This is a genomic window from Brevibacillus ruminantium (assembly GCF_023746555.1).
GTDB classification, from domain to species: Bacteria; Bacillota; Bacilli; order Brevibacillales; family Brevibacillaceae; genus Brevibacillus; species Brevibacillus ruminantium.
Map to the genome: position 1 here is coordinate 3,312,423 of NZ_CP098755.1, position 18,469 is coordinate 3,330,891.

The following is an 18,469-nucleotide window of genomic DNA, read 5'->3' on the forward strand; positions in this document are numbered from 1 at the left end:
GTATAGCTACAACGGCACTTCCATGTCAACTGCATAAGATACACTTTTACTGACACAAGCCATGGACTTCCCTATCAAAAAAATAAGAGAACCCTTGCCTGGCACATGCCGATATGTTCGAGCGCCAAACAAGGGTTCCTTCTTGCATAATCCGCTGCCCGTCAGGCCTGGACGGATGCTTGCAGCAAGCTGCTCTTTTGTCTTGCGTAGTGGATCAGCTCTACACTCATCGCGTAATAGTTGAACGGTGTGATCAGATAGATGCCGTTAAAGACGGGGATAGCCACGTCTAGCAGCTCTTTTGCCATCTTGATCCCTTCCTGTCTGGCCGCCTCTCCTTGCACCTTGCGCATACGCTCCAGCGCTTCCTCCGAAAGCTTGATTCCCGGCACTTCGTTGTGCAGGAACTCGGCATTCCGCTGGCTTGTCAACGGCATGATGCCGATAAAGACAGGGATATTGATGTGCTTCGTCGATTCGTACACAAGCCGAATCGATTCGGCGTCATAGACAGGCTGCGTCATGATAAAATCAGCGCCAGCCTCCACCTTTTTCTCCAATCGCTTGATCGCCGCATCGATCTGGCGAACATTCGGATTAAAGGCAGCTCCAACAATAAACTGCGCCTTTTGCTTCAATGGGCGTCCCGAGAATGAAATGCCTTCATTCAGTTGCTTCACCATGCGGATCAGGTCAAATGAAGTGACATCAAAGACAGAACTGGCCCCAGGCAAGTCCCCAAATCGCGAAGGGTCCCCCGTGACTACCAGCACCTGATCGATCCCCAACGCATGCAAGCCCATCAAATGGGACTGCTGGCCAATCAGGTTGCGATCCCGACAGGCAATATGAATCAGCGGGTCCATACCGTACTGCCCTTTCATGATCGCTCCCAGCGCCATATTGCTCATTCGTACATTGGCCAGGGAGTTGTCTGCCAGTGTAATGGCATCAGCTCCGGCATGATGCAGTTCACAACAGCCATGGATGAATCCTTCTGTGTCCAGGTCTTTGGGTGGATCAAACTCGACGATAATCGTCGTCCCTGTCTTGACCCTCTCGACAATGCTCGGCTTCTGTCGCTCATGCACATGATAGGAAGACTGGGTGTGCCTCTCTTGAGCCGAACCTGTCGGATTTACCCTTGGGAGCGGCTCCAGTCCTTGCAGCGCCTGGGCGATCTCCCGCACATGCTCAGGTGTCGTTCCACAGCAACCGCCGATCAGCCGGATGCCCTGCTCACGCAAGCGGAGGGCGCTTTTTGCAAAATACTCTGGCGAGGATTTGTACGCGTACTCCCCGTCAGCCAGTCCAAGCCGCCCTGCATTGGGAAACGCCGACAAAATGGCACCCTCTGGCACTTGGGATTGTTCATAGGAGCGCAGGATTTCGGCCGGTCCCAAACGACAGTTTAACCCGATAATATCTGCCCCTGCTTCTTGGAGCTGGGAAAATGCCTCTGTCAAGGTAAAGCCGTCTCGCGTGCGGCCTACTTCCAAGGTCGCCAATTGGCAGATCAACGGCAAATCGGTCAAAGGCCGGATGATCTCGATGGCAAGCAGAAGCTCCTCTACGTCCAAAAAGGTTTCCAGAATCAGCCCGTCGACGCCGGCATGGAGCAGAGCGATCGCCTGTTCTTCAAACTGGTCTCGAAATTCGTCCAGCACTTTTTGCCTGACTCGTCCTGCCAGGATTGACCCGATGCTTCCGACGACAAACGCGTCATCCTTTGCTGCCTCACGAGCGATCGCGACGGCCGCCCGGTTGATCCGCGTTACTTTATGCTCCAGCCCGTAGCGGGAAAGCGCATCGCGATTTGCGCCGAACGTATTGGTTTCCAGCAAGCGCGCTCCGGCGTCGTAATACGCCTGATGCACGTCATGGACCAGACGGGGGCTGGAGAGACAGAGCTCCTCAAAGCTGACGCCCACCGGCACACCCATCCGGTAAAGCTGGGTGGCCATCGCCCCGTCCCCAACCAGCAGATGATCCTGCAAAAAAGCGCGCAACTCTTTCGTTTTGACTGACAAATCCATCCCTTCTCTCTTCATCGCTATTGCCTACATATCAAAAACGGAAGGTCCGGCGTTGAAATAACGTGCCTCCGGATGGGCGAAAACCATGGCCGTTACGGACGCTTCCGGTTCCATCATGAAGCCTTCCGTCAAATGAATGCCGATGTCTTCCGGCTTCAACAACCGGAATAACTGTCCCTGATCCTCCAAACTCGGGCATGCCGGGTAGCCAAAGGAAACACGAATGCCTTGATATCTGGCTCCAAACCTTTCCAGCATGGTCATTTCGGCTGGGTCCGGGAAGCCCCAGCTATCCCGCATTACGTGGTGGACACGCTCGGCAAACGCCTCTGCCAGCTCCAGGGCCAGCGCCTGCAAGACGTGAGAGCGGAGATAATCACCCTGAAGCTTCAAACGCTCGGACTGTTCGCGAATTCCGCTGCCTGCGGTGACGGCCAGAAAGCCGACGTAATCCATTTCACCGCTATCGACAGGGCGAAGAAAGTCAGACAAGCAGAGATGCGGCTCTTCCGGCTGGCGCGGAAATTGAAATCGCTCCAGGACGCGCGCATGATCACGCGGATCGTAGATCAGAATCTCGTCTCCGCTCGCTTGTGCCGGGAAGAATTGATAGATCCCATTTGCCGTGATCGAACCTTGCTGAACGGCTGCTGCCAGCAGCTCCTGCACCAGATCGTGCAGCTCCGTTACTTTTTCGTCTCCATTTTCCAACAGCTTTTCGACATTGCCGCGCACACCCAGATGCTTTCCGAGCAGCATCCGCAGGTTCAGATAGGGCTGTAGATGGCTGAGCGGGTAATTGCGCAAGACGTGACGCTCGCAATCAGGCGGCAGATGAATCGGTACCGTACGGCTTACCGCCGAACGCTTGGGTTTTGTAGACTTCTCCGCTTCCTGAACGGGCTGGGCAGTAGCAGCTACATCCACTGCCTGCTGCTGCTCAGCGATCAGTTGCTCTCGCTCTTCAGGATTTTGCAGGCGGTTAAACAGGTCCAGGCCGTCCATTGCATCCTTGGCATACAGGACGATCCCTTTGTACTCAGGAGCGATCCGGTTCGAGGTAAATTTACGCGTCAGCGCTGCGCCCCCCACCATCAGCGGTACATCAATCCCCGCCTCGCGCAAGTCCTGTGCTGTAATCACCATCTGCTGGGCGGATTTGACCAACAAGCCAGAGAGTCCGATTGCATCCGGCTTCTCTTCCCTGCAAGCCGCAATCAACTGCTCGGGCGGTACCTTGATCCCCAAATTGACGACTTCGTAGCCATTGTTTGAGAGAATGATCTCCACCAGGTTTTTCCCGATATCATGAACATCGCCTTTTACCGTGGCAAGCAGGATTTTCCCTTTTGCCGCCGATTCCGATTTTTCCATGAACGGCTCCAGGAACGAAACGGACGCTTTCATGACTTCCGCACTCTGCAGCACTTCCGCTACGATCAGCTGGTTGGTGTTAAACAGGCGGCCTACTTCTTCCATTCCTGTCATCAGCGGGCCGTTGATGATCTCCAGCGGAGCGTATTTATCCAAGGCCAGCTTGAGGTCGTCGACCAGTCCGTCTTTGGAGCCTTCCACCACATACCGTGCCAGTCTCTCTTCCAGCGGCAGAGACGCTACCTCCACGCCCGTTTCCTTTTTCTTCTGGCGGTAAAATTCGGTAAAGGCCGCCAGCGTTTCGTCAGTGGTATCAAACAGCAGTGCCTCGGCCAGCTTTTTCTCTTCGTCGGGAATCGAAGCGTAGCGTTCCAGCTTTTCTGTGTTCACGATGGCGTAGTCCAGACCCGCCAGCGTGGTGTGATAGATGAAGACCGCGTTGAGCACTTCACGTCCCGCTGCCGGAAGTCCAAAGGAAACGTTGCTGACCCCGAGAATGATCTTGCACTCCGGCATCGCTTCTTTGATCAAGCGAATCCCTTCGACTGTAGCCTTGGCTGAGCCAATGTACTGCTCATCGCCTGTCCCGACCGGGAAGACAAGCGGGTCAAAAATGATATCCCGCGGATTGACGCCAAACTGGTTGACCAGCAAATCATAGGAGCGCTCAGCCACTTCCAGCTTCCGTTCCGCCGTCACGGCCATGCCTGTCTCATCAATGGTACCCACAACAACAGCCGCACCGTATTGATGGATCAGGGGCACGACTTGCTCAAAGCGCTCCAGCCCATCCTCCAGGTTGATCGAGTTGAGAATCGCTTTTCCCTGTGAATATTTCAGTCCCAGCTCCATGACACGGGCATCCGTGGAGTCGATCATCAACGGAGCTTTCACTTTTTTCACAATATATTGAAGAAACTTTTCCATGTCGGCGTACTCATCGCGATCCGGGTCAGCCAGACAGATATCGATTACATGCGCTCCCCGCTTTACCTGGGCGCGTGCAATGTCCGAAGCTTCTTCGTAATGGCCGCCGGCGATCATCTCACGGAATTTTCGCGAACCAATGACATTGGTACGCTCCCCGACGAGCAGCGGACGATTGTCCTGTTCCACATAGACGACATCGATACCCGATACGGCGCTGAAAGCCTGCTCGTGCTTTTGACGCGGCTTTACGCCGCTAAGCGCCTCCGCCATGGCCCTGATATGATCAGGAGTCGTCCCGCAACAGCCTCCGGCGACATTTAGCCAGCCTTGCTCGGCAAAAGCCTTGATCTTCGCTGCCAATCCTTGCGGGGTCTCATGATAGTGGCCGTTTTCATCCGGAAGCCCTGCATTTGGGTAACAGCTCACGCCGCACTCAGCCATGCCAGAAAGCGTTCGGATATGATCGCGCATGAACTCCGGGCCAGTCGCGCAGTTAAGACCGATTGTGACCGGCTTCAGATGCTCCAGAGAGACGTAAAACGCCTCGATGTTTTGGCCAGCCAGCGTCGTTCCCATCGGCTCAATGGTACCGGAGAGCATCACAGGCACCTCCGTGCCGAGCTCGTCAAACGCTTTGCGAATCCCGATCCCGCCTGCTTTTACATTCAAGGTATCCTGGGAGGTTTCCAGAAGCAGCACATCTACTTCCCCGAGCAGCAGTCCCTTTGCCTGACGATAGTACGATTCCACCAGCTCATCGAAGGTGACGCCGCCTGTCAAGGAAAGTGTCTTGGTCGTTGGCCCCATCGCACCTGCTACAAAACGTGGCCACTCCGGCGTGGAAAAAGCATCCACTGCCTCGCGCGCAAGCCTGGCTGCAGCTATGTTGATTTCCAGATCTTTGTCCGCTACATCGTACTCGGCCAAGACTACGGATGTGGCGCCAAATGTATTTGTCTCGACGATATCGGCTCCCGCCTCAAGATACTTTTCATGGATGGAGCGGATGACATCGGGACGCGTCAGGTTCAACAGTTCATTACAGCCATCGTACTCGTCGCCTCCAAAATCCTCCGGGGTCAGCTCAGCTTGCTGCAGCATGGTCCCCATGGCGCCGTCCAGTATCAGAATTTTCCGGTAAAGTTGTTCACGAAAATTGGGTTTCATGGCAAACTCCTTTTCTGCAAGCAACGGATCTCAGAACAACAAAAAACCTCTCCTGTGTGCAGAAGAGGATTTGTCGGCGAAAAATGACACCATGACGCATCCTCTTATCTTTCAAAGCACACGGCTTTGCTGGAATTGGCACCTGAAAAATTCGGTTGCCGAGGCTTCATAGGGCCAGTCCCTCTGCCTCTCTGGATAAGAGATGTCGCTTTGCTATTCGATTCATTCCAGTTATTGCAAGGTTTGAAAGTTATCTTAACACCCCCCTTCCCTTTCGTCAATGCTGAAATTTGTCTGAAACTCTTGACAGCAGCGCCCATATTTGTTTCATCTAGTCATTCGCCCACACTCTTCTCCGCTCTTGTGTATAGACTAAAGCATATCGGAAAGGAGGAAAACAAACATGAGTACATCTTTTTGCGGAAGCGGCTTTTTCGGCGAGAGCTTTGCCTTGGTGCTCGTCCTGTTTATCCTGCTGGTCATCGTCGGGTGCAGCTGCGATAATTAAGGAGCCTACCTACGAAAGAAGCCTGGCTTACGCCGGGCTTCTTTTTTCAATTGCATTTATTCTTGTGTTCATTTAGCATATTCTGGAGGGTGAGTATGTACTCGTCCAGGGTTTGGCTTAAATCTACCACAGCCTCATTGGTCAGGCTTCCTGTTTCCCGAACCCTGTTTGCCAATTCCCTTCTCATTTTCTCTGTAATCTCTACCAACTCATCCATGCCCGTACCCTTTCTGATTCTCTGCTCCGTCTTTCCCTTTCTCGTCGGATGACTGGCCTCAGAGATTTTTTCTTTCGTGTGTCGGGGTATTCCTTTTCTTGAATGGGACGAAGGAACACCTTGAAGAGACTTGTATGGTGTAATCGACCTTCCCCCCCTTTTTGTTTTTACATAACTTTACATATTTAACTATAACTCTCTATTCTGAATTTTAAACTTTGCGGATTTCAGAATAATAAAGTTTTGTAAACCAAAATAAAAAAAGCACCTGATCAGGTGCTTTTTTAAGCGCGCTCCTATTTTCCGACCCCGTGTTCAAAAGGCACGATTCCGGTGTTTTTATCTGTTCCTACCTGACCGTTCGAAACGCCGCTAAACAATACAAGAAGGAGAAACATGGACATGGCAAATTTTTTAAACATTTCTCAAAACCTCCATCATGTTTTTATATTGTTTTTTCTGCTTATCTGAGGCGTAATGTCTGTGCGTTTCAAAGAGAGTGACACATGAGATAATCTCCTGGTGATTGTTTGTAACTCTGGCCAAACCCAAGCTTCTGAGGATATTGTCGACCCCGCTCGGATACTCTCCTTTGTGGATGAGGTAGATGGCCAGTTCATACCGAAACCGCAGATGACGGTCCATGTCAAGCGGATTCCGGTACTCGTCAAACTGGTGGATCTCGGAAGCAAACTGTTCCAATAGCGTCTCTACGGAAAAGCCGTGCTTGTTGGCCGAAGTCAGGATGGTGACCAACCCCGACAATAGTTCGTCCGGATGTTCCTGAAGGAAGGTGACATATTCAGCCAAAACCTCGACACGTCCCATCAGGATGTCTAAGGCAAAAGAGTTCGCCACTGCGTATTCTTTAAACTTTTGAACCTCAGCTTGTCCGATTTCATCCAAACCTTCAAACCACCCAAGATCCGCGTAACCATTTACGTATGTCTTCGCCTGTTCGTAGTGCCCCTGTTTCTGCAGTGCACTTGCTTTCAAAAGAAACCCTTGACCGAAATACACGACGAGATGCCTTTCTGTCTGTAATCCATCACCTCCTTTGTTACTTCTCTTTTTTCGCAGCAAATCCTGATAGATGGCGGTCGATAACTCCCTCAATTCATCTGAATATTTCTCAACCTCCTCCCATTTATGGAGGGTAAAGCATATATTGGCTAACTGGAGCAATGCATCCAATTGATGTTGTTCGGGCAATCGCTTGCGATATGGGTCAAACCGGATCACTGCCTTCCAGTTTTCCTCCGAATTGGTTCCGATTAAGGCCAGGAACAGACGATACAGAGCCATCACGTAACGCTCAGAATGACTGTCCTTTTCCGTATCAATCACATATTGAAAGAAGGGAGCAGATTCCTTTCGCATTCCGTTCTCAAACAAATGCTCCGCCACAGCGAGAAGAATGGTCACATTTTTGTGATTTTCCAGTATTTTTGGGACAACCGACTCGATACAGTCCTGACGTCCGACCTCGGCACATCTGACCAGGTATGGCACCACACGTGGCCGTGACACTTTTCCCTGTGTAAAACACTCTTCCTCGTACAATTCATAGAGCCATCCCGGACTTTTATTAAATACGGCGGCCATGGCATCAAGCTGACCGATCGTGATTGCACGGTGTGGATAACGGTTCAGCATATCGCTGAGATTTCCAGGATTGATACCAGTCAATTCACCGAGCTTGCTCAGCGTATAGCCGCGCGCCTTGATTTGCTGTTCGATTTCCGATCGCAGCGTTCGATGTATCGTATCTTGTATCCCCACTCGCATTCTCCTTTCTCTCTTAATTTACCATCATTTTACCTAACTTTACATTTTTTAGGTAGTGGATTTTGTATTTTTTTAGCGAAATGACTAAAAATTTTGCTATTATTCTGCAAGGAGCCCGCATTGTCAACCTGAGCCCCTTTTGCTATGATGGGGGCGAAGTCAAACAAAGGAGCGAAACGCTTTGGATCATTCTTTACATCCTCTGGACAAGCGTCAATTCCTCTCCGATTTGGAGACGGTAAAAGAATTGGAACAAACCGATTTCGAGACGTATTCAATCGTCAAGAATCGTGAAACGGGGCAGCATTATCTACGGTATTCCTTTTCCCATATCAATCTATCCGAGGGCGGCAGACGCGACGATTTTGACCACTTCCTTCCGCTTGAATCCGATGACGTGCTTGCCTTCATGTTCGGCGAGCAGCCCTACCATTTCCCGGAGCATTGGCACTCTGCGTATCTGCGCACGGGGACAGATGAGCGGCTGATGCCCTTTGATCCCAGTGAGAATCATCATCTGGAAAAGGACGCCGAAGCGGAGCTGGCGCTCTTTGCCAAGCTGCAGCAGTTCAAACAGCAATGGGATCACGCGAAGGATAAAGAATCTTTGACGCGGGACTTGTTTCGCGAGCTGGATCAGATTATTAAAAAAGCAGATGACTAGTTGCACAGACTGTGTTTGATTCGCTATACTAAGGGAATCATAAAGAATCGATGATGAGGAAAGTACTCCGCTGAAGTGCCATAGCGAGCCGGGGATGGTGAGAGCCCGGTGCAGGACGGCGGCAGGAATCGCACCTCTGAGATGCAGCCTGATTGTCCGGTTTTCCGGATGAGTAAGGCAAGCCGGGCCTGCCCGTTATCGCAGAAGAAAGCGGCTGTTCTCCCGAGGCTTTGGGAGCGCGGCAAAAAGAGTGGCACCGCGGGAGCAATCCTCTCGTCTCTTCGATTTAGAGACGAGGGGTTTTTTTATTTTTTATCTTGAAAGGAGTTCATGTACTTTATGAGTTACAAGCAGCAAGTAGCCGAGATGATTTCGGCAGCCCTTACCCAGATGGGCGTAGACACCCTGAACCAAGAGCAAGTTCTTCACATGCTGGAAACTCCGCCAAATCCGGCTATGGGCGATATCGCCTTCCCTTGTTTCCAACTGGCCAAAGCACTGCGCAAGGCTCCGCCAATGATCGCCAGCGAGCTGGCTGCCCAGATCACCGGTACTCCAGTACGCGAGGTGCAAGCAGCGGGACCGTACGTCAATATTTTTCTCGATCAGCAAAGTGTCGCCGGGCAAGTCATCGGCACCATCCTGTCCCAAGGCGGAACGTACGGCAGTCGTGAACGCGGGCAAGGACGCCATGTTCCGATCGACCTTTCTTCTCCTAACATCGCCAAGCCCTTTTCCATGGGACATCTGCGTTCCACAGTAATCGGCAATGCCATTGCCAACATCATGGAAAAGCACGGATACCGTCCAGTCCGCATCAACCACCTGGGCGACTGGGGAACGCAATTCGGCAAGCTGATCGTCGCCTACCGTATGTGGGGAGACGAAGCAAAGGTAAAAGCCGAGCCGATCAAGGAACTGCTCAGCCTCTACGTCCGCTTCCACGAAGAAGCCGAAAACAACCCGTCGCTCGAAGATCAGGGACGTGAATGGTTTAAAAAGCTGGAGGATGGAGACGCCGAAGCGCTTCATCTGTGGCAATGGTTCCGCGATGAATCGATGAAGGAATTCATGAAAATCTACGAGCTGATGAACGTCACCTTTGACTCCACGCATGGCGAAGCTTTTTATAACGACAAGATGGAGCGAGTAGTTACGCTTCTGGAAGAAAAAGGGCTGCTGACAGAATCAGACGGCGCTTTGGTGGTCACTTTGGATGAGTACGACATGCCGCCTTGCCTGATTAAAAAATCGGACGGCGCTACCCTCTATGCGACACGGGATCTGGCTGCCGCACTCTATCGCCACGACAGCTACGATTTTGCCAAGGCTCTTTACGTAGTGGGCAACGAACAGCGCCTCCATTTCCAACAGCTTTACAAGGTGCTCGAAAAAATGGGCTATGAGTGGGCGAAGGAAATGTACCACGTTCCCTTCGGCATGATGCTCAAGGACGGCAAGAAAATGTCCACGCGTAAAGGAAAGGTCGTCCTCCTGGAGGAAGTGCTGAACCAAGCGATCGAGGATGTCAAAAAAGTCATCGAAGAAAAGAATCCTTCGCTCGCAAACAAAGAAGCGGTTGCTCGTCAGGTGGGTGTAGGGGCTGTGATCTTCCACGACCTGAAGAACTTCCGTCTGAACGACATCAATTTCTCCTGGGAAGAGATGCTCACCTTTGAAGGAGAGACCGGTCCTTATGTCCAATACACCCATGCCCGGGCATGCTCTCTTCTGAGAAAGGGCGGCTATGAAGCGACAGCGGAAGTAGCCCTGACCCAGGACGCCTTGGACAGCAAGGAAGCGTGGGCGGTTATCACTCTGCTGAATGCCTTCCCGGAAGTAATCGACCGTGCTGCGCACAACTTTGACCCGTCGCAAATTGGAAAATACGTGATCGACCTGGCGCAGGCTTTCAACAAATTCTACGCCAATGTGCGTATCCTGGCGGAAGAACAAGACGTGAAAAAAGCACGCTTGCAGTTAGTGGCAGCGGTTGTCGTGGTCCTGAAAGAAGGACTTCGCATCCTTGGACTGTCCGCACCGGAAGAGATGTAAGCGAGCCTCACACAAATAGAAAAACCGTCGAAGCTCTCTGATTCACGCTTCGGCGGTTTTTGGTTTATTGTCGCATGTCATTCGCATGCCTTTTGTACGGCTTTCCATCGTTTTTTCCCAGGTACCCGATTGGGGAGAATGGGAAGGTTACTCCGTTTTTTTCGCCTGTTTGGAAAACCATACTTTGCCCAAAAGCTCGACCACTTGCTTCGGCAGGGACAGCTCTTTTTGCACCTGACCGGACGCATCCACCAGGCGATACAACATGGCTTTGTCGTCTGCCGGATCTGACTTGGTCTCTACCTGGTACTCTCCGTACGCTCCGGCAGAGGCCCACTCTTCGATCATGACCTGGTATTCGCTAGGAGCAAGCTCGATATAATCCTCCTCTGTGACATCAATGATGGCATACCTATCATGCTCAATTTCTGCATCGTATGTACGGCCGTTCGCTTCCTGATAAAGCGCAAGCTCTGCGGGATCATTCAGATTCTCTTGCAAAAGAGCAAAATCTTCGATGGTTACTTTGACACGTCGCTTCACGTTCGGTTCCTCCTCGGTTCAACACGAAAAAACAATACTCAAACCCCACTCTACCATATCTGTGAATCATTTTTCTACACCCATGACAGCCGTCTCCTTCTCGGCTAACTGACGGATCAGCGCGATTTCCTGCCGATGGCCGCCATCAGCAGGGGCCGGTGTTTCCAAAATAATCGGAAGTTCAGACAGCTCCGGTGTCTGAAGAAGCTGACGAATGGGCTCCAGACCGATTTCCCCCCTCCCGATCGATGCATGGCGATCCCGAAAGGAGCAACAGGGATAGACCGAATCATTGAGGTGGACAGCGGCGAGCGCTGAAAAAAATCCACCAGTTCTCATTTTGTCTGCAACCTCTTCCCAATCGCCTCCCCGCCACAGCCCGCTGGCAAAGGCATGGCAGGTATCCAGGCAAAATCCGACACGCTCAGGGGACGTCAAAAGCGAACGTACCTGGATCAACTCTTCGATCGTGGTACCCATCCGATTGCCCTGTCCCGCATTATTTTCGATCAGGATCTTGGCCTCGCCCTGCCATTCTGAAAGCAGCTCATTCAACAGAAAGATCATACGCTTATAGCCTTCCAAGGGGTCCCCTCCCTTACTCTGTCCAAAATGGACAACAACCCCTCGCGATCCGCATGCCTCCGCGATCTCCAGGTCATTGCGCAAATGATCGAGCGTCAGCAGGTACATACTTTCCTCGACAGCCAGATTGATGGGATACGCTGTATGTGCGATCGAGATCAGCTCGTGCTCCCGAGAAAATTGACGGCATGCGGCCGCATCCTTCTTGTCAAAATCTTTGACGCCCATGCTTCGCGGATTTTTGGGAAAGTACTGGAAAGCATTCGCACCAATCATTACTGCCGTCTTTGCCGCTCCCAAATACCCGTGCTTGATGCTCACATGACAGCCCATATACACGTTTATGTCCCCCTGAAGCATTCATTACACCCAGTCTCCCCCTTCTCTTTTGTTTTCACTCCGGAAAGTTGCCCTTGCATTTCCTGCAGATTTGTCATACCTTATTAGTAAACCGAACGTTCAGTCTAGAAAGGATCGATAACCCGATGACACGCCGCCGCCTTGAAGGCGAAAAGACGAAGCAGCATATCGCGGAAAAGGCAACCGAGCTCTTTGCCCTGAAAGGGTATGCGGCCACCTCGATCGAGGATATCTGCAAAGCAGCTGATGCAAGCAAAGGTAGCCTCTATTATCACTTTACCAATAAAGAACAACTGTTTCTTTACCTGCTGGAGAAAAACCATCAGGATTGGATAGAAAAGTGGGAACGGTATTCCGCTCCTCATCCTACAGCCGTAGAGAAGCTGTACGCCTTGGCCGATTTCTTCGTGGATGACTTTTTAAGCCATCCCCTGAAAAAAGCGGTGGAGGAATTTAGCGGCAGCAAGCTGGCTGATCCGGAAATCTTGCAGCAGGTGATCACACTCGCGCAGGACTTTCACCGGGTATACATCCCGATTTTTGAGCTGGGGATACGCAACGGCGAACTGGAAGCCGATGATCCGGACGTATTGTCCTATCTTTTGGAAGGCTTTCTCAGCGGGGTTTGCAGCACTGCTTACTACGATAAACCAGATCAGTTGCACAGCGTCATGCGCAAGTCCGTCGATGTATTTATCAAAGGGATAGGGAAAAAATGACCCTATCTTTTTTTCGGGCATTACTAGACCGACCGTCCGGTTTAAAAAGTGAAGTAATTTTGAGGAGGAATCCTAGTGAAGGAGCTTTGGCGTAATCGCGTGTTTTTGATTGTATTTTCTTCTGATGTCCTTGAGAATATCGGAATCTGGATACGGAACATGGCCCTGCTCTTTTTTGTCATGGAGGTAAGTGGAAACAACCCTATCGCTGTTTCCTTGCTGACCGCCATCGAGCTTGTCCCGATTCTCTTTTTTTCCATCATCGGCGGTGCTCTGGCTGACCGCTGGAATCCCAAGCGGACAATGATATCGGCAAACCTGCTGAGCGCCGTTTCGGTTATTGTCATCGCCACCATTATATGGGGCGGCAGCTGGAAGGCTGTGTTTTTTGCCACCTTCATATCTGCAATTGTCTCGCAGTTTTCCCAGCCTGCTTCTGCGAAGATGTTCAAACAGCACGTCCCGCCGGATCAGGTAGGAGCTGCCATCTCTCTTTCGCAAAGCGTCAATTCACTCTTTATCCTCTTTGGTCCCATCGTCGGAACCGTTTTCTATCAGTCCTTTGGCGTGTATCTCTCCTTATTTGCTATGGCTGCTCTCTTTCTGATCTCAGCACTGATGCTGCTGGGTCTGCCTTCCCGCCAGATCGCGGAAGCCCTCACACAAGCGCGCGGCACCCTCATGGCACAGATCAAGGACGGTTTTTCCTATATCCGAAAATACGACCATCTCCGTGGCATTTTATGGATGTTCGTCATGCTCGGTTTGGGCTCCGGACTGATCAATCCGCTGGAGGTGTTTATCGTTACGGATCGTCTCCAGTTGTCAAAGGAAGCCATCCAGTGGTTTACTGCACTGGAGGGTGTAGGCATGTTACTGGGTGGAATTTTGGCCTCAGCCTTGCACGGTCAGCTCAACGGAAAGCGTGTCATCCATAGCGCCTTCTTCTTTTTTGCAGCCTCTGTCGTCATCGAAGCCCTCTCGACGTCTGTCCTGCTGACTGCGGCTATGCGCCTATTCACTGGGGTCGGGCTGGCTTTTCTGGAAATTCTGCTGGGGATGAAAATGATTAACCTGGTCACAGAAGAGTACATCGGACGTGTGAATGGTACCATCGCCCCGTTTTTTGTAGGAACGATGATGATCAGTTCCTTCGCAGCCGGTCCGCTGATGCAGGCCACGTCACTGATTGCTGTCTTCTCCGTGGCGGGACTTCTGATCTTACTCGGCAGTCTTTGGGTGGGGTCGATCATGGATGCCGTGACAGTCCCCTCTACCAAAGAAGCAGAACGAGAGGAGAACCTGCTGGCAAAACAATGAAACGAATATGAAACCCATAAACAACGAAGCTGTCCGCGGTCAGCGAACAGCCTGATAAATTGTACGAGCCTATTTTACGATCAAGAGCGGCGTTTTCGTGCGGTGAATCACCTTGAACGTGACACTTCCCATCAGGGTGCCGGCGATACCGCCCAAGCCATGATGACCAAGTACGATCAGGTCTGCCTCATTTTCCTGCGCGACATCCTTGATCAGGGTTGCGGGGTCGCCAATCAGGATCTTGCTTTCAAATGGCACCTCCGCAGCCTCCAGGATCTCCTGGTAAGGGCGTATCGTCTGTTCCCCCCAGGACTCCAACGTAGCCGCATCCTCCCAGCCTATGCCATACATGCCGGCATAGTTGACAGGAGGAATCACGGCGGTCAGCAGGATGAACCGAGCCCCCTCGTCTTTCCCCATCTGTATTGCTTGCTCCGCAGCCAGTTTGGCATGTTCAGAGCCATCCACTGCAATCAATACGGTTTTCCACTTGTTCTCGATCTTGGCTTCTTCAGGTACGAGAAACACGGGAATTTGCACATCATGTATCGTCGGGTAGCTGACGCTTTGCATCAGAAAACCGGTCATCCGGCCATATCCATGCGTCCCCATGACGACAGCGGCATACCCATTTTTTGCAAGATTGGCAATAACCTCTTGCGGCTCCCCAAAACGAATATCCAATTCATAGGAAACCTCCGCCTCTTGCAGCAGCTCCTCAAGCGGCTTCAAGTCCTCCCTGGCCTCTTCCCGTTGAAACTCTTCGACGGTTTGATCGCCCAACTGATGGACGACAAAACGGGCTGAAAACGGTTGGATCACATGCAGCAACGTGAGCGAATGCTTCCCTTGTGCAAAGGCGATGGCGAATTTGACTGCTTGTATAGAGTGAGGTGATTTATCTACCGGTACCAAAATGCTAGACATCGGGCATCATCCTTTTTTCGTAATGGGGTCAGCGGCTGACTGCCCCCTGATATCTTCATTGTAGGTGATGCACCCGATGATGTAAGTAGGGAAACTCCCTGATATCGAGCTGCCAATTCCCTGATTTGTATCCGGTTTATTCCAACATTCCGCTAATGAAGATCGTGGCTTCCTCTCCCAAATCGATGTCCCGAATGTCGTGATCCTCACTCGTCACTTGTCCCCCCGCTCTGTCTCTGCGGATAATCCGTACGACCGGACGGGAAGGGAGTCCCCTGTTTTGATCGATCACGATCCCCACTTCACCTGTGCTGAGCTTCAACGATGTTCCCGTAGGATACATAGCAATCGTCCGCAAAAAATGGACGACCATGGCATGGTCAAAGCGCTTCTCAGCCAGACCCATGATTCGCTCACAGGCCTCAAATGGCTGCAGTGTCTCTTCCTCTTCGGAAAACGGAGAAATCAGGTTGTCATAAGCATTGCAAATGGCCACGATTTTGCCAAAATCATGAATTTCTCCCCCGGATAATCCGCGGGGAACCCCTGTTCCATCCACCCACTCATGGTGCTGCAAGGCGATATGGGCGGATACGATGCTCATCTCATGCTTTTTTCGGAGCAGATTAAAGCCTGTCCATGTATGGTGATTCTCCAGACTATTCTGTTTGTAAACGGAGATTTCGCCCTCTTCTGTCGCCACTTTTCCAATATCGTGAAGCAATGCGCCGATCGCCAGTTCCTTTAATTGGTTTTGGGAATACCCGAGTCCCACACCCATGACCGTCGCCATCATGCACACATTTAGAGAGTGAATGTAGAGGGCGTTGTCATTCGTCCGAATTTCCCCGAGATTTAAAAGCACACGGCGATTTCGCAGTGTTTCATCGACAATAGTATTCACGGACTTTTGCAGTCCCCGGACATCCATTTCTTTCCCGGTCTGGGCACACTGGATGGCAGCGGATAAATTGCGGATGGCATCCTTTCTCGTCGTTTCCGTCAATACATCTTCCGTTTTTACATCCTGCAAATTCGGGTCCTTGATGCTAACCATGGTCACGCCAAACCGGCGCAATTTATTAATCATTCCGACGGTGAGCTGGACATCTGTCTGCAACAGCGTAAGTCCATCACTGGTATAAATGCTGCGGCCCAGGATATCACCCGGCTCAACCTGTTCCAAGCTGACATATTTCATGGGGTCTTCCTCCTGAATTCTACTCCCCTGTTGTACTTTCCCCTATCTTACCATGAAAAACCAAAAACAATAGAATGAAAAACGGGACTGTCCCCATCGTTTTTTCGACCGGACAAACAAATAGTCTGGGCGCTTTGCATATGATAGCTTTTGCAAAAATTGTATGCAGTGAAAGGGTGAGGGCCATGTGCGGGATAACCGGCTGGATTGACTGGGAAAGAGACGTCAGCGTCAGGCATGATATCGTCGAAGCCATGACGAGGGCATTAACGAATCGGGGGCCCGATGAAGAAGGCTATTGGTACGCAAGGTCCAGCCAAGCTGCTTTTGGTCATCGCCGACTGATTGTCGTCGACCCTGCTGGAGGCCGTCAGCCCATGACAAGACAGCGCGACGGGCAAGAGTTTACTCTCGTGTACAACGGCGAGTTGTACAATACGGAGGACGTTCGCCGAGAGCTTCTCGGACGCGGCTATGCCTTTCGCTCCCATTCCGATACGGAGGTCCTGCTTGCCTCCTACATGGAATGGGGAGCAGATTGCTTGCACAAGCTAAACGGTATTTACGCCTTTGCGGTGTGGGAAGAGCATACGCAACAGCTTTTTTTAGCCCGTGACCGCCTGGGCGTCAAGCCGCTTTTTTTCGCCCAGCGTGAAAATGCGCTTCTGTTTGGTTCTGAGCTGAAAGCCTTGCTGGCACACCCCTTGGTAAAACCGGTCATTGGCAGAGAGGGTCTGGCAGAGCTGTTTGTCCTGGGTCCCTCTCGCACCCCCGGACATGGCGTTTTTGCGGATGTACATGAATTGAAGCCCGGCCACTATCTCACCTTTAATCACAGCGGCCTCGTTCAGCGGAAGTACTGGGGATTGGAGAGTTATCCACATGAAGAGGATGTGCAACAGACGGCCCAGCACATTCGCCACCTGCTCGCGGACTCGATCAAACGGCAACTGATTTCGGATGTCCCCATCGCCACGCTGTTGTCGGGAGGTCTTGATTCAAGCGCCATCACAGCCATAGCGGCCCAGGTTTTTCAGGAGGAAGGACGCGGCACGCTGTATACCTACTCTGTCGATTATGTAAACAATGCCCTACACTTCCGGACAAATGCGTACCAGCCCAACGATGATGCCCCCTTCGTTCATTTAATGGCAGATCGCTGCAGAACCTCCCATCAGATCATCGAACTGGATACCTCTGCTTTGACAGAGGCTCTGGAGACTGCCCTTTATGCTCGCGATTTGCCGGGAATGGCCGATGTCGACGCTTCGCTGTTTCTGTTTTGCAGGGAAATCAAAAAACAGACGACCGTCGTGCTGTCTGGCGAATGCGCGGACGAAATGTTTGGAGGATACCCATGGTTTCATCGCGATGAACTGCTTCACACCCGCTCCTTTCCCTGGGCTCAGGCAACTGACGAGCGTGCTTCCTGGCTTTCTCCCGAGCTGCAGGACTGGGTGAAACCGAAAGAGTATATGACGAGGCGCTATGAAGAAGCCTTGGACGAGGTTCCTCGAATGCCGGCAGACAACCCGATGTCAGCCAAACGGCGGGAAATGTTTTATCTGAACCTGACCTGGTTTATGAGCACGTTGCTGGACAGAAAAGACAGAATGAGCATGGCCGCTGGTTTAGAGGCAAGAGTTCCGTACTGCGATCACCGCTTGATCCAATACGTGTGGAACATTCCGTGGGAGATGAAAAATTGGGGCAATCGCGAAAAGGGAATTCTCAGACTTGCTTTGGAAGGAATCCTGCCGGAGCAAGTCCTGTACCGCAAGAAAAGCCCCTACCCAAAAACACATAACCCTGCATACGCAAAAGCAACCCGCTCCTGGCTATTGCAAGTGCTGGACGATCCCTCTTCGCCGCTGCATCAGATGATTGACACCCAAAAGGTGCGAAGCTTCGCCCATGAATCCGCTGAGGCTTCCGGCACACCCTATTTCGGGCAATTGATGGGCAGACCGCAGATGTTCGCTTATCTGGCGTCCATCGATTTATGGATGAGAACCTACCAGGTCACTCTTACCTCCTGACTCTAAATGTTGGCATATGAAAAAAACCGTCTGAGA

Annotated in this window: 15 protein-coding genes, 1 riboswitch and 1 other annotated feature; of the genes, 6 read left to right on the plus strand and 9 right to left on the minus strand. The window is 51.6% G+C overall.

Going from position 1 to position 18,469, the window contains the following annotated elements; all coding sequences use genetic code 11:
* Positions 1–161: 161 nt before the first annotated feature.
* Complete coding sequence (locus tag NDK47_RS16425) at positions 162–2,036, minus strand: bifunctional homocysteine S-methyltransferase/methylenetetrahydrofolate reductase (RefSeq protein WP_251870833.1); 1,875 nt, start codon at positions 2,034–2,036, stop codon at positions 162–164.
* A 24-nt stretch (positions 2,037–2,060) separates the two neighbouring features.
* Positions 2,061–5,507: a methionine synthase gene (gene metH / locus NDK47_RS16430; RefSeq protein WP_251870834.1), complete on the minus strand. Its 3,447-nt coding sequence runs from the start codon at positions 5,505–5,507 to the stop codon at positions 2,061–2,063.
* A gap of 101 nt (positions 5,508–5,608) precedes the next feature.
* Positions 5,609–5,709, minus strand: a riboswitch (SAM riboswitch).
* A 201-nt stretch (positions 5,710–5,910) separates the two neighbouring features.
* Here metH and NDK47_RS16435 point away from each other — a divergent pair.
* Positions 5,911–6,015 carry a YjcZ family sporulation protein gene (locus NDK47_RS16435; protein ID WP_251870835.1) on the plus strand — a complete coding sequence of 35 codons (105 nt, stop codon included), beginning with the start codon at positions 5,911–5,913 and terminating at the stop codon, positions 6,013–6,015.
* A 46-nt stretch (positions 6,016–6,061) separates the two neighbouring features.
* On the opposite strand, the gene NDK47_RS16440 is transcribed toward NDK47_RS16435, so the two are convergent.
* The 3 genes from NDK47_RS16440 to NDK47_RS16445 all read right to left on the minus strand — a co-directional run bounded on the left by NDK47_RS16440 (position 6,062) and on the right by NDK47_RS16445 (position 8,020).
* Positions 6,062–6,232: an aspartyl-phosphate phosphatase Spo0E family protein gene (locus tag NDK47_RS16440; protein ID WP_322112063.1), complete on the minus strand. Its 171-nt coding sequence runs from the start codon at positions 6,230–6,232 to the stop codon at positions 6,062–6,064.
* A gap of 296 nt (positions 6,233–6,528) precedes the next feature.
* Positions 6,529–6,654, minus strand: a complete 126-nt coding sequence (locus NDK47_RS27660; protein ID WP_256481309.1) for a hypothetical protein — start codon at positions 6,652–6,654, stop codon at positions 6,529–6,531.
* Positions 6,647–8,020: a helix-turn-helix domain-containing protein gene (locus NDK47_RS16445; protein ID WP_407653310.1), complete on the minus strand. Its 1,374-nt coding sequence runs from the start codon at positions 8,018–8,020 to the stop codon at positions 6,647–6,649. Before NDK47_RS16445 ends, NDK47_RS27660 begins: the two co-directional genes overlap by 8 nt.
* A gap of 181 nt (positions 8,021–8,201) precedes the next feature.
* On the opposite strand from NDK47_RS16445, the gene NDK47_RS16450 reads away from it, so the two are divergent.
* Together NDK47_RS16450 and argS are read left to right on the plus strand one after the other, a co-directional pair.
* Complete coding sequence (locus tag NDK47_RS16450; RefSeq protein ID WP_251870837.1) at positions 8,202–8,684, plus strand: hypothetical protein; 483 nt, start codon at positions 8,202–8,204, stop codon at positions 8,682–8,684.
* A 41-nt stretch (positions 8,685–8,725) separates the two neighbouring features.
* Positions 8,726–8,968, plus strand: a binding site (T-box leader).
* 55 nt (positions 8,969–9,023) lie between these two features.
* Positions 9,024–10,739: an arginine--tRNA ligase gene (argS, locus tag NDK47_RS16455; RefSeq protein WP_251870838.1), complete on the plus strand. Its 1,716-nt coding sequence runs from the start codon at positions 9,024–9,026 to the stop codon at positions 10,737–10,739.
* A 147-nt stretch (positions 10,740–10,886) separates the two neighbouring features.
* Here the strand turns inward: argS and NDK47_RS16460 are convergent, their stop codons facing one another.
* Both NDK47_RS16460 and NDK47_RS16465 read right to left on the minus strand, forming a co-directional pair.
* The gene (locus tag NDK47_RS16460) at positions 10,887–11,282 is read right to left on the minus strand and encodes a hypothetical protein (protein WP_251870839.1); all 396 of its coding nucleotides are present in this window, start codon (positions 11,280–11,282) and stop codon (positions 10,887–10,889) included.
* A gap of 66 nt (positions 11,283–11,348) precedes the next feature.
* Complete coding sequence (locus NDK47_RS16465; RefSeq protein WP_251870840.1) at positions 11,349–12,206, minus strand: deoxyribonuclease IV; 858 nt, start codon at positions 12,204–12,206, stop codon at positions 11,349–11,351.
* Positions 12,207–12,352: 146 nt separating this feature from the next.
* Here NDK47_RS16465 and NDK47_RS16470 point away from each other — a divergent pair, with 146 nt between their 5' ends.
* Positions 12,353–12,946 (plus strand): TetR/AcrR family transcriptional regulator, encoded by a 594-nt coding sequence (locus NDK47_RS16470; protein WP_251870841.1) that lies wholly within the window; start codon positions 12,353–12,355, stop codon positions 12,944–12,946.
* 75 nt (positions 12,947–13,021) lie between these two features.
* The gene (locus NDK47_RS16475; RefSeq protein ID WP_251870842.1) at positions 13,022–14,266 is read left to right on the plus strand and encodes an MFS transporter; all 1,245 of its coding nucleotides are present in this window, start codon (positions 13,022–13,024) and stop codon (positions 14,264–14,266) included.
* A 69-nt stretch (positions 14,267–14,335) separates the two neighbouring features.
* On the opposite strand, the gene NDK47_RS16480 is transcribed toward NDK47_RS16475, so the two are convergent.
* A complete protein-coding gene (locus NDK47_RS16480) occupies positions 14,336–15,193 on the minus strand; it encodes a universal stress protein (RefSeq protein ID WP_251870843.1) in 858 nt (285 codons plus the stop codon).
* 136 nt (positions 15,194–15,329) lie between these two features.
* Positions 15,330–16,394, minus strand: coding sequence for an HD-GYP domain-containing protein (locus tag NDK47_RS16485; RefSeq protein WP_251870844.1), 1,065 nt, complete (start codon positions 16,392–16,394; stop codon positions 15,330–15,332).
* 185 nt (positions 16,395–16,579) lie between these two features.
* On the opposite strand from NDK47_RS16485, the gene asnB reads away from it, so the two are divergent.
* The gene (gene asnB, locus NDK47_RS16490; RefSeq protein ID WP_251870845.1) at positions 16,580–18,433 is read left to right on the plus strand and encodes an asparagine synthase (glutamine-hydrolyzing); all 1,854 of its coding nucleotides are present in this window, start codon (positions 16,580–16,582) and stop codon (positions 18,431–18,433) included.
* The last annotated feature ends 36 nt before the right edge of the window (positions 18,434–18,469 follow it).

Excerpts from the sequence above, each read along its gene's own strand:
- NDK47_RS16485 (WP_251870844.1), bottom strand. The coding sequence starts at position 16,394 with ATGAAATATGTCAGCTTGGAACAGGTTGAGCCGGGTGATATCCTGGGC.
- NDK47_RS16440 (WP_322112063.1), bottom strand. The coding sequence starts at position 6,232 with ATGGATGAGTTGGTAGAGATTACAGAGAAAATGAGAAGGGAATTGGCA.
- metH (WP_251870834.1), bottom strand. The coding sequence starts at position 5,507 with ATGAAACCCAATTTTCGTGAACAACTTTACCGGAAAATTCTGATACTG.
- NDK47_RS16435 (WP_251870835.1), top strand. The coding sequence starts at position 5,911 with ATGAGTACATCTTTTTGCGGAAGCGGCTTTTTCGGCGAGAGCTTTGCC.
- NDK47_RS16445 (WP_407653310.1), bottom strand. The coding sequence starts at position 8,020 with ATGCGAGTGGGGATACAAGATACGATACATCGAACGCTGCGATCGGAA.
- NDK47_RS16425 (WP_251870833.1), bottom strand. The coding sequence starts at position 2,036 with ATGGATTTGTCAGTCAAAACGAAAGAGTTGCGCGCTTTTTTGCAGGAT.
- asnB (WP_251870845.1), top strand. The coding sequence starts at position 16,580 with ATGTGCGGGATAACCGGCTGGATTGACTGGGAAAGAGACGTCAGCGTC.
- argS (WP_251870838.1), top strand. The coding sequence starts at position 9,024 with ATGAGTTACAAGCAGCAAGTAGCCGAGATGATTTCGGCAGCCCTTACC.
- NDK47_RS16470 (WP_251870841.1), top strand. The coding sequence starts at position 12,353 with ATGACACGCCGCCGCCTTGAAGGCGAAAAGACGAAGCAGCATATCGCG.
- NDK47_RS27660 (WP_256481309.1), bottom strand. The coding sequence starts at position 6,654 with ATGTTTAAAAAATTTGCCATGTCCATGTTTCTCCTTCTTGTATTGTTT.
- NDK47_RS16480 (WP_251870843.1), bottom strand. The coding sequence starts at position 15,193 with ATGTCTAGCATTTTGGTACCGGTAGATAAATCACCTCACTCTATACAA.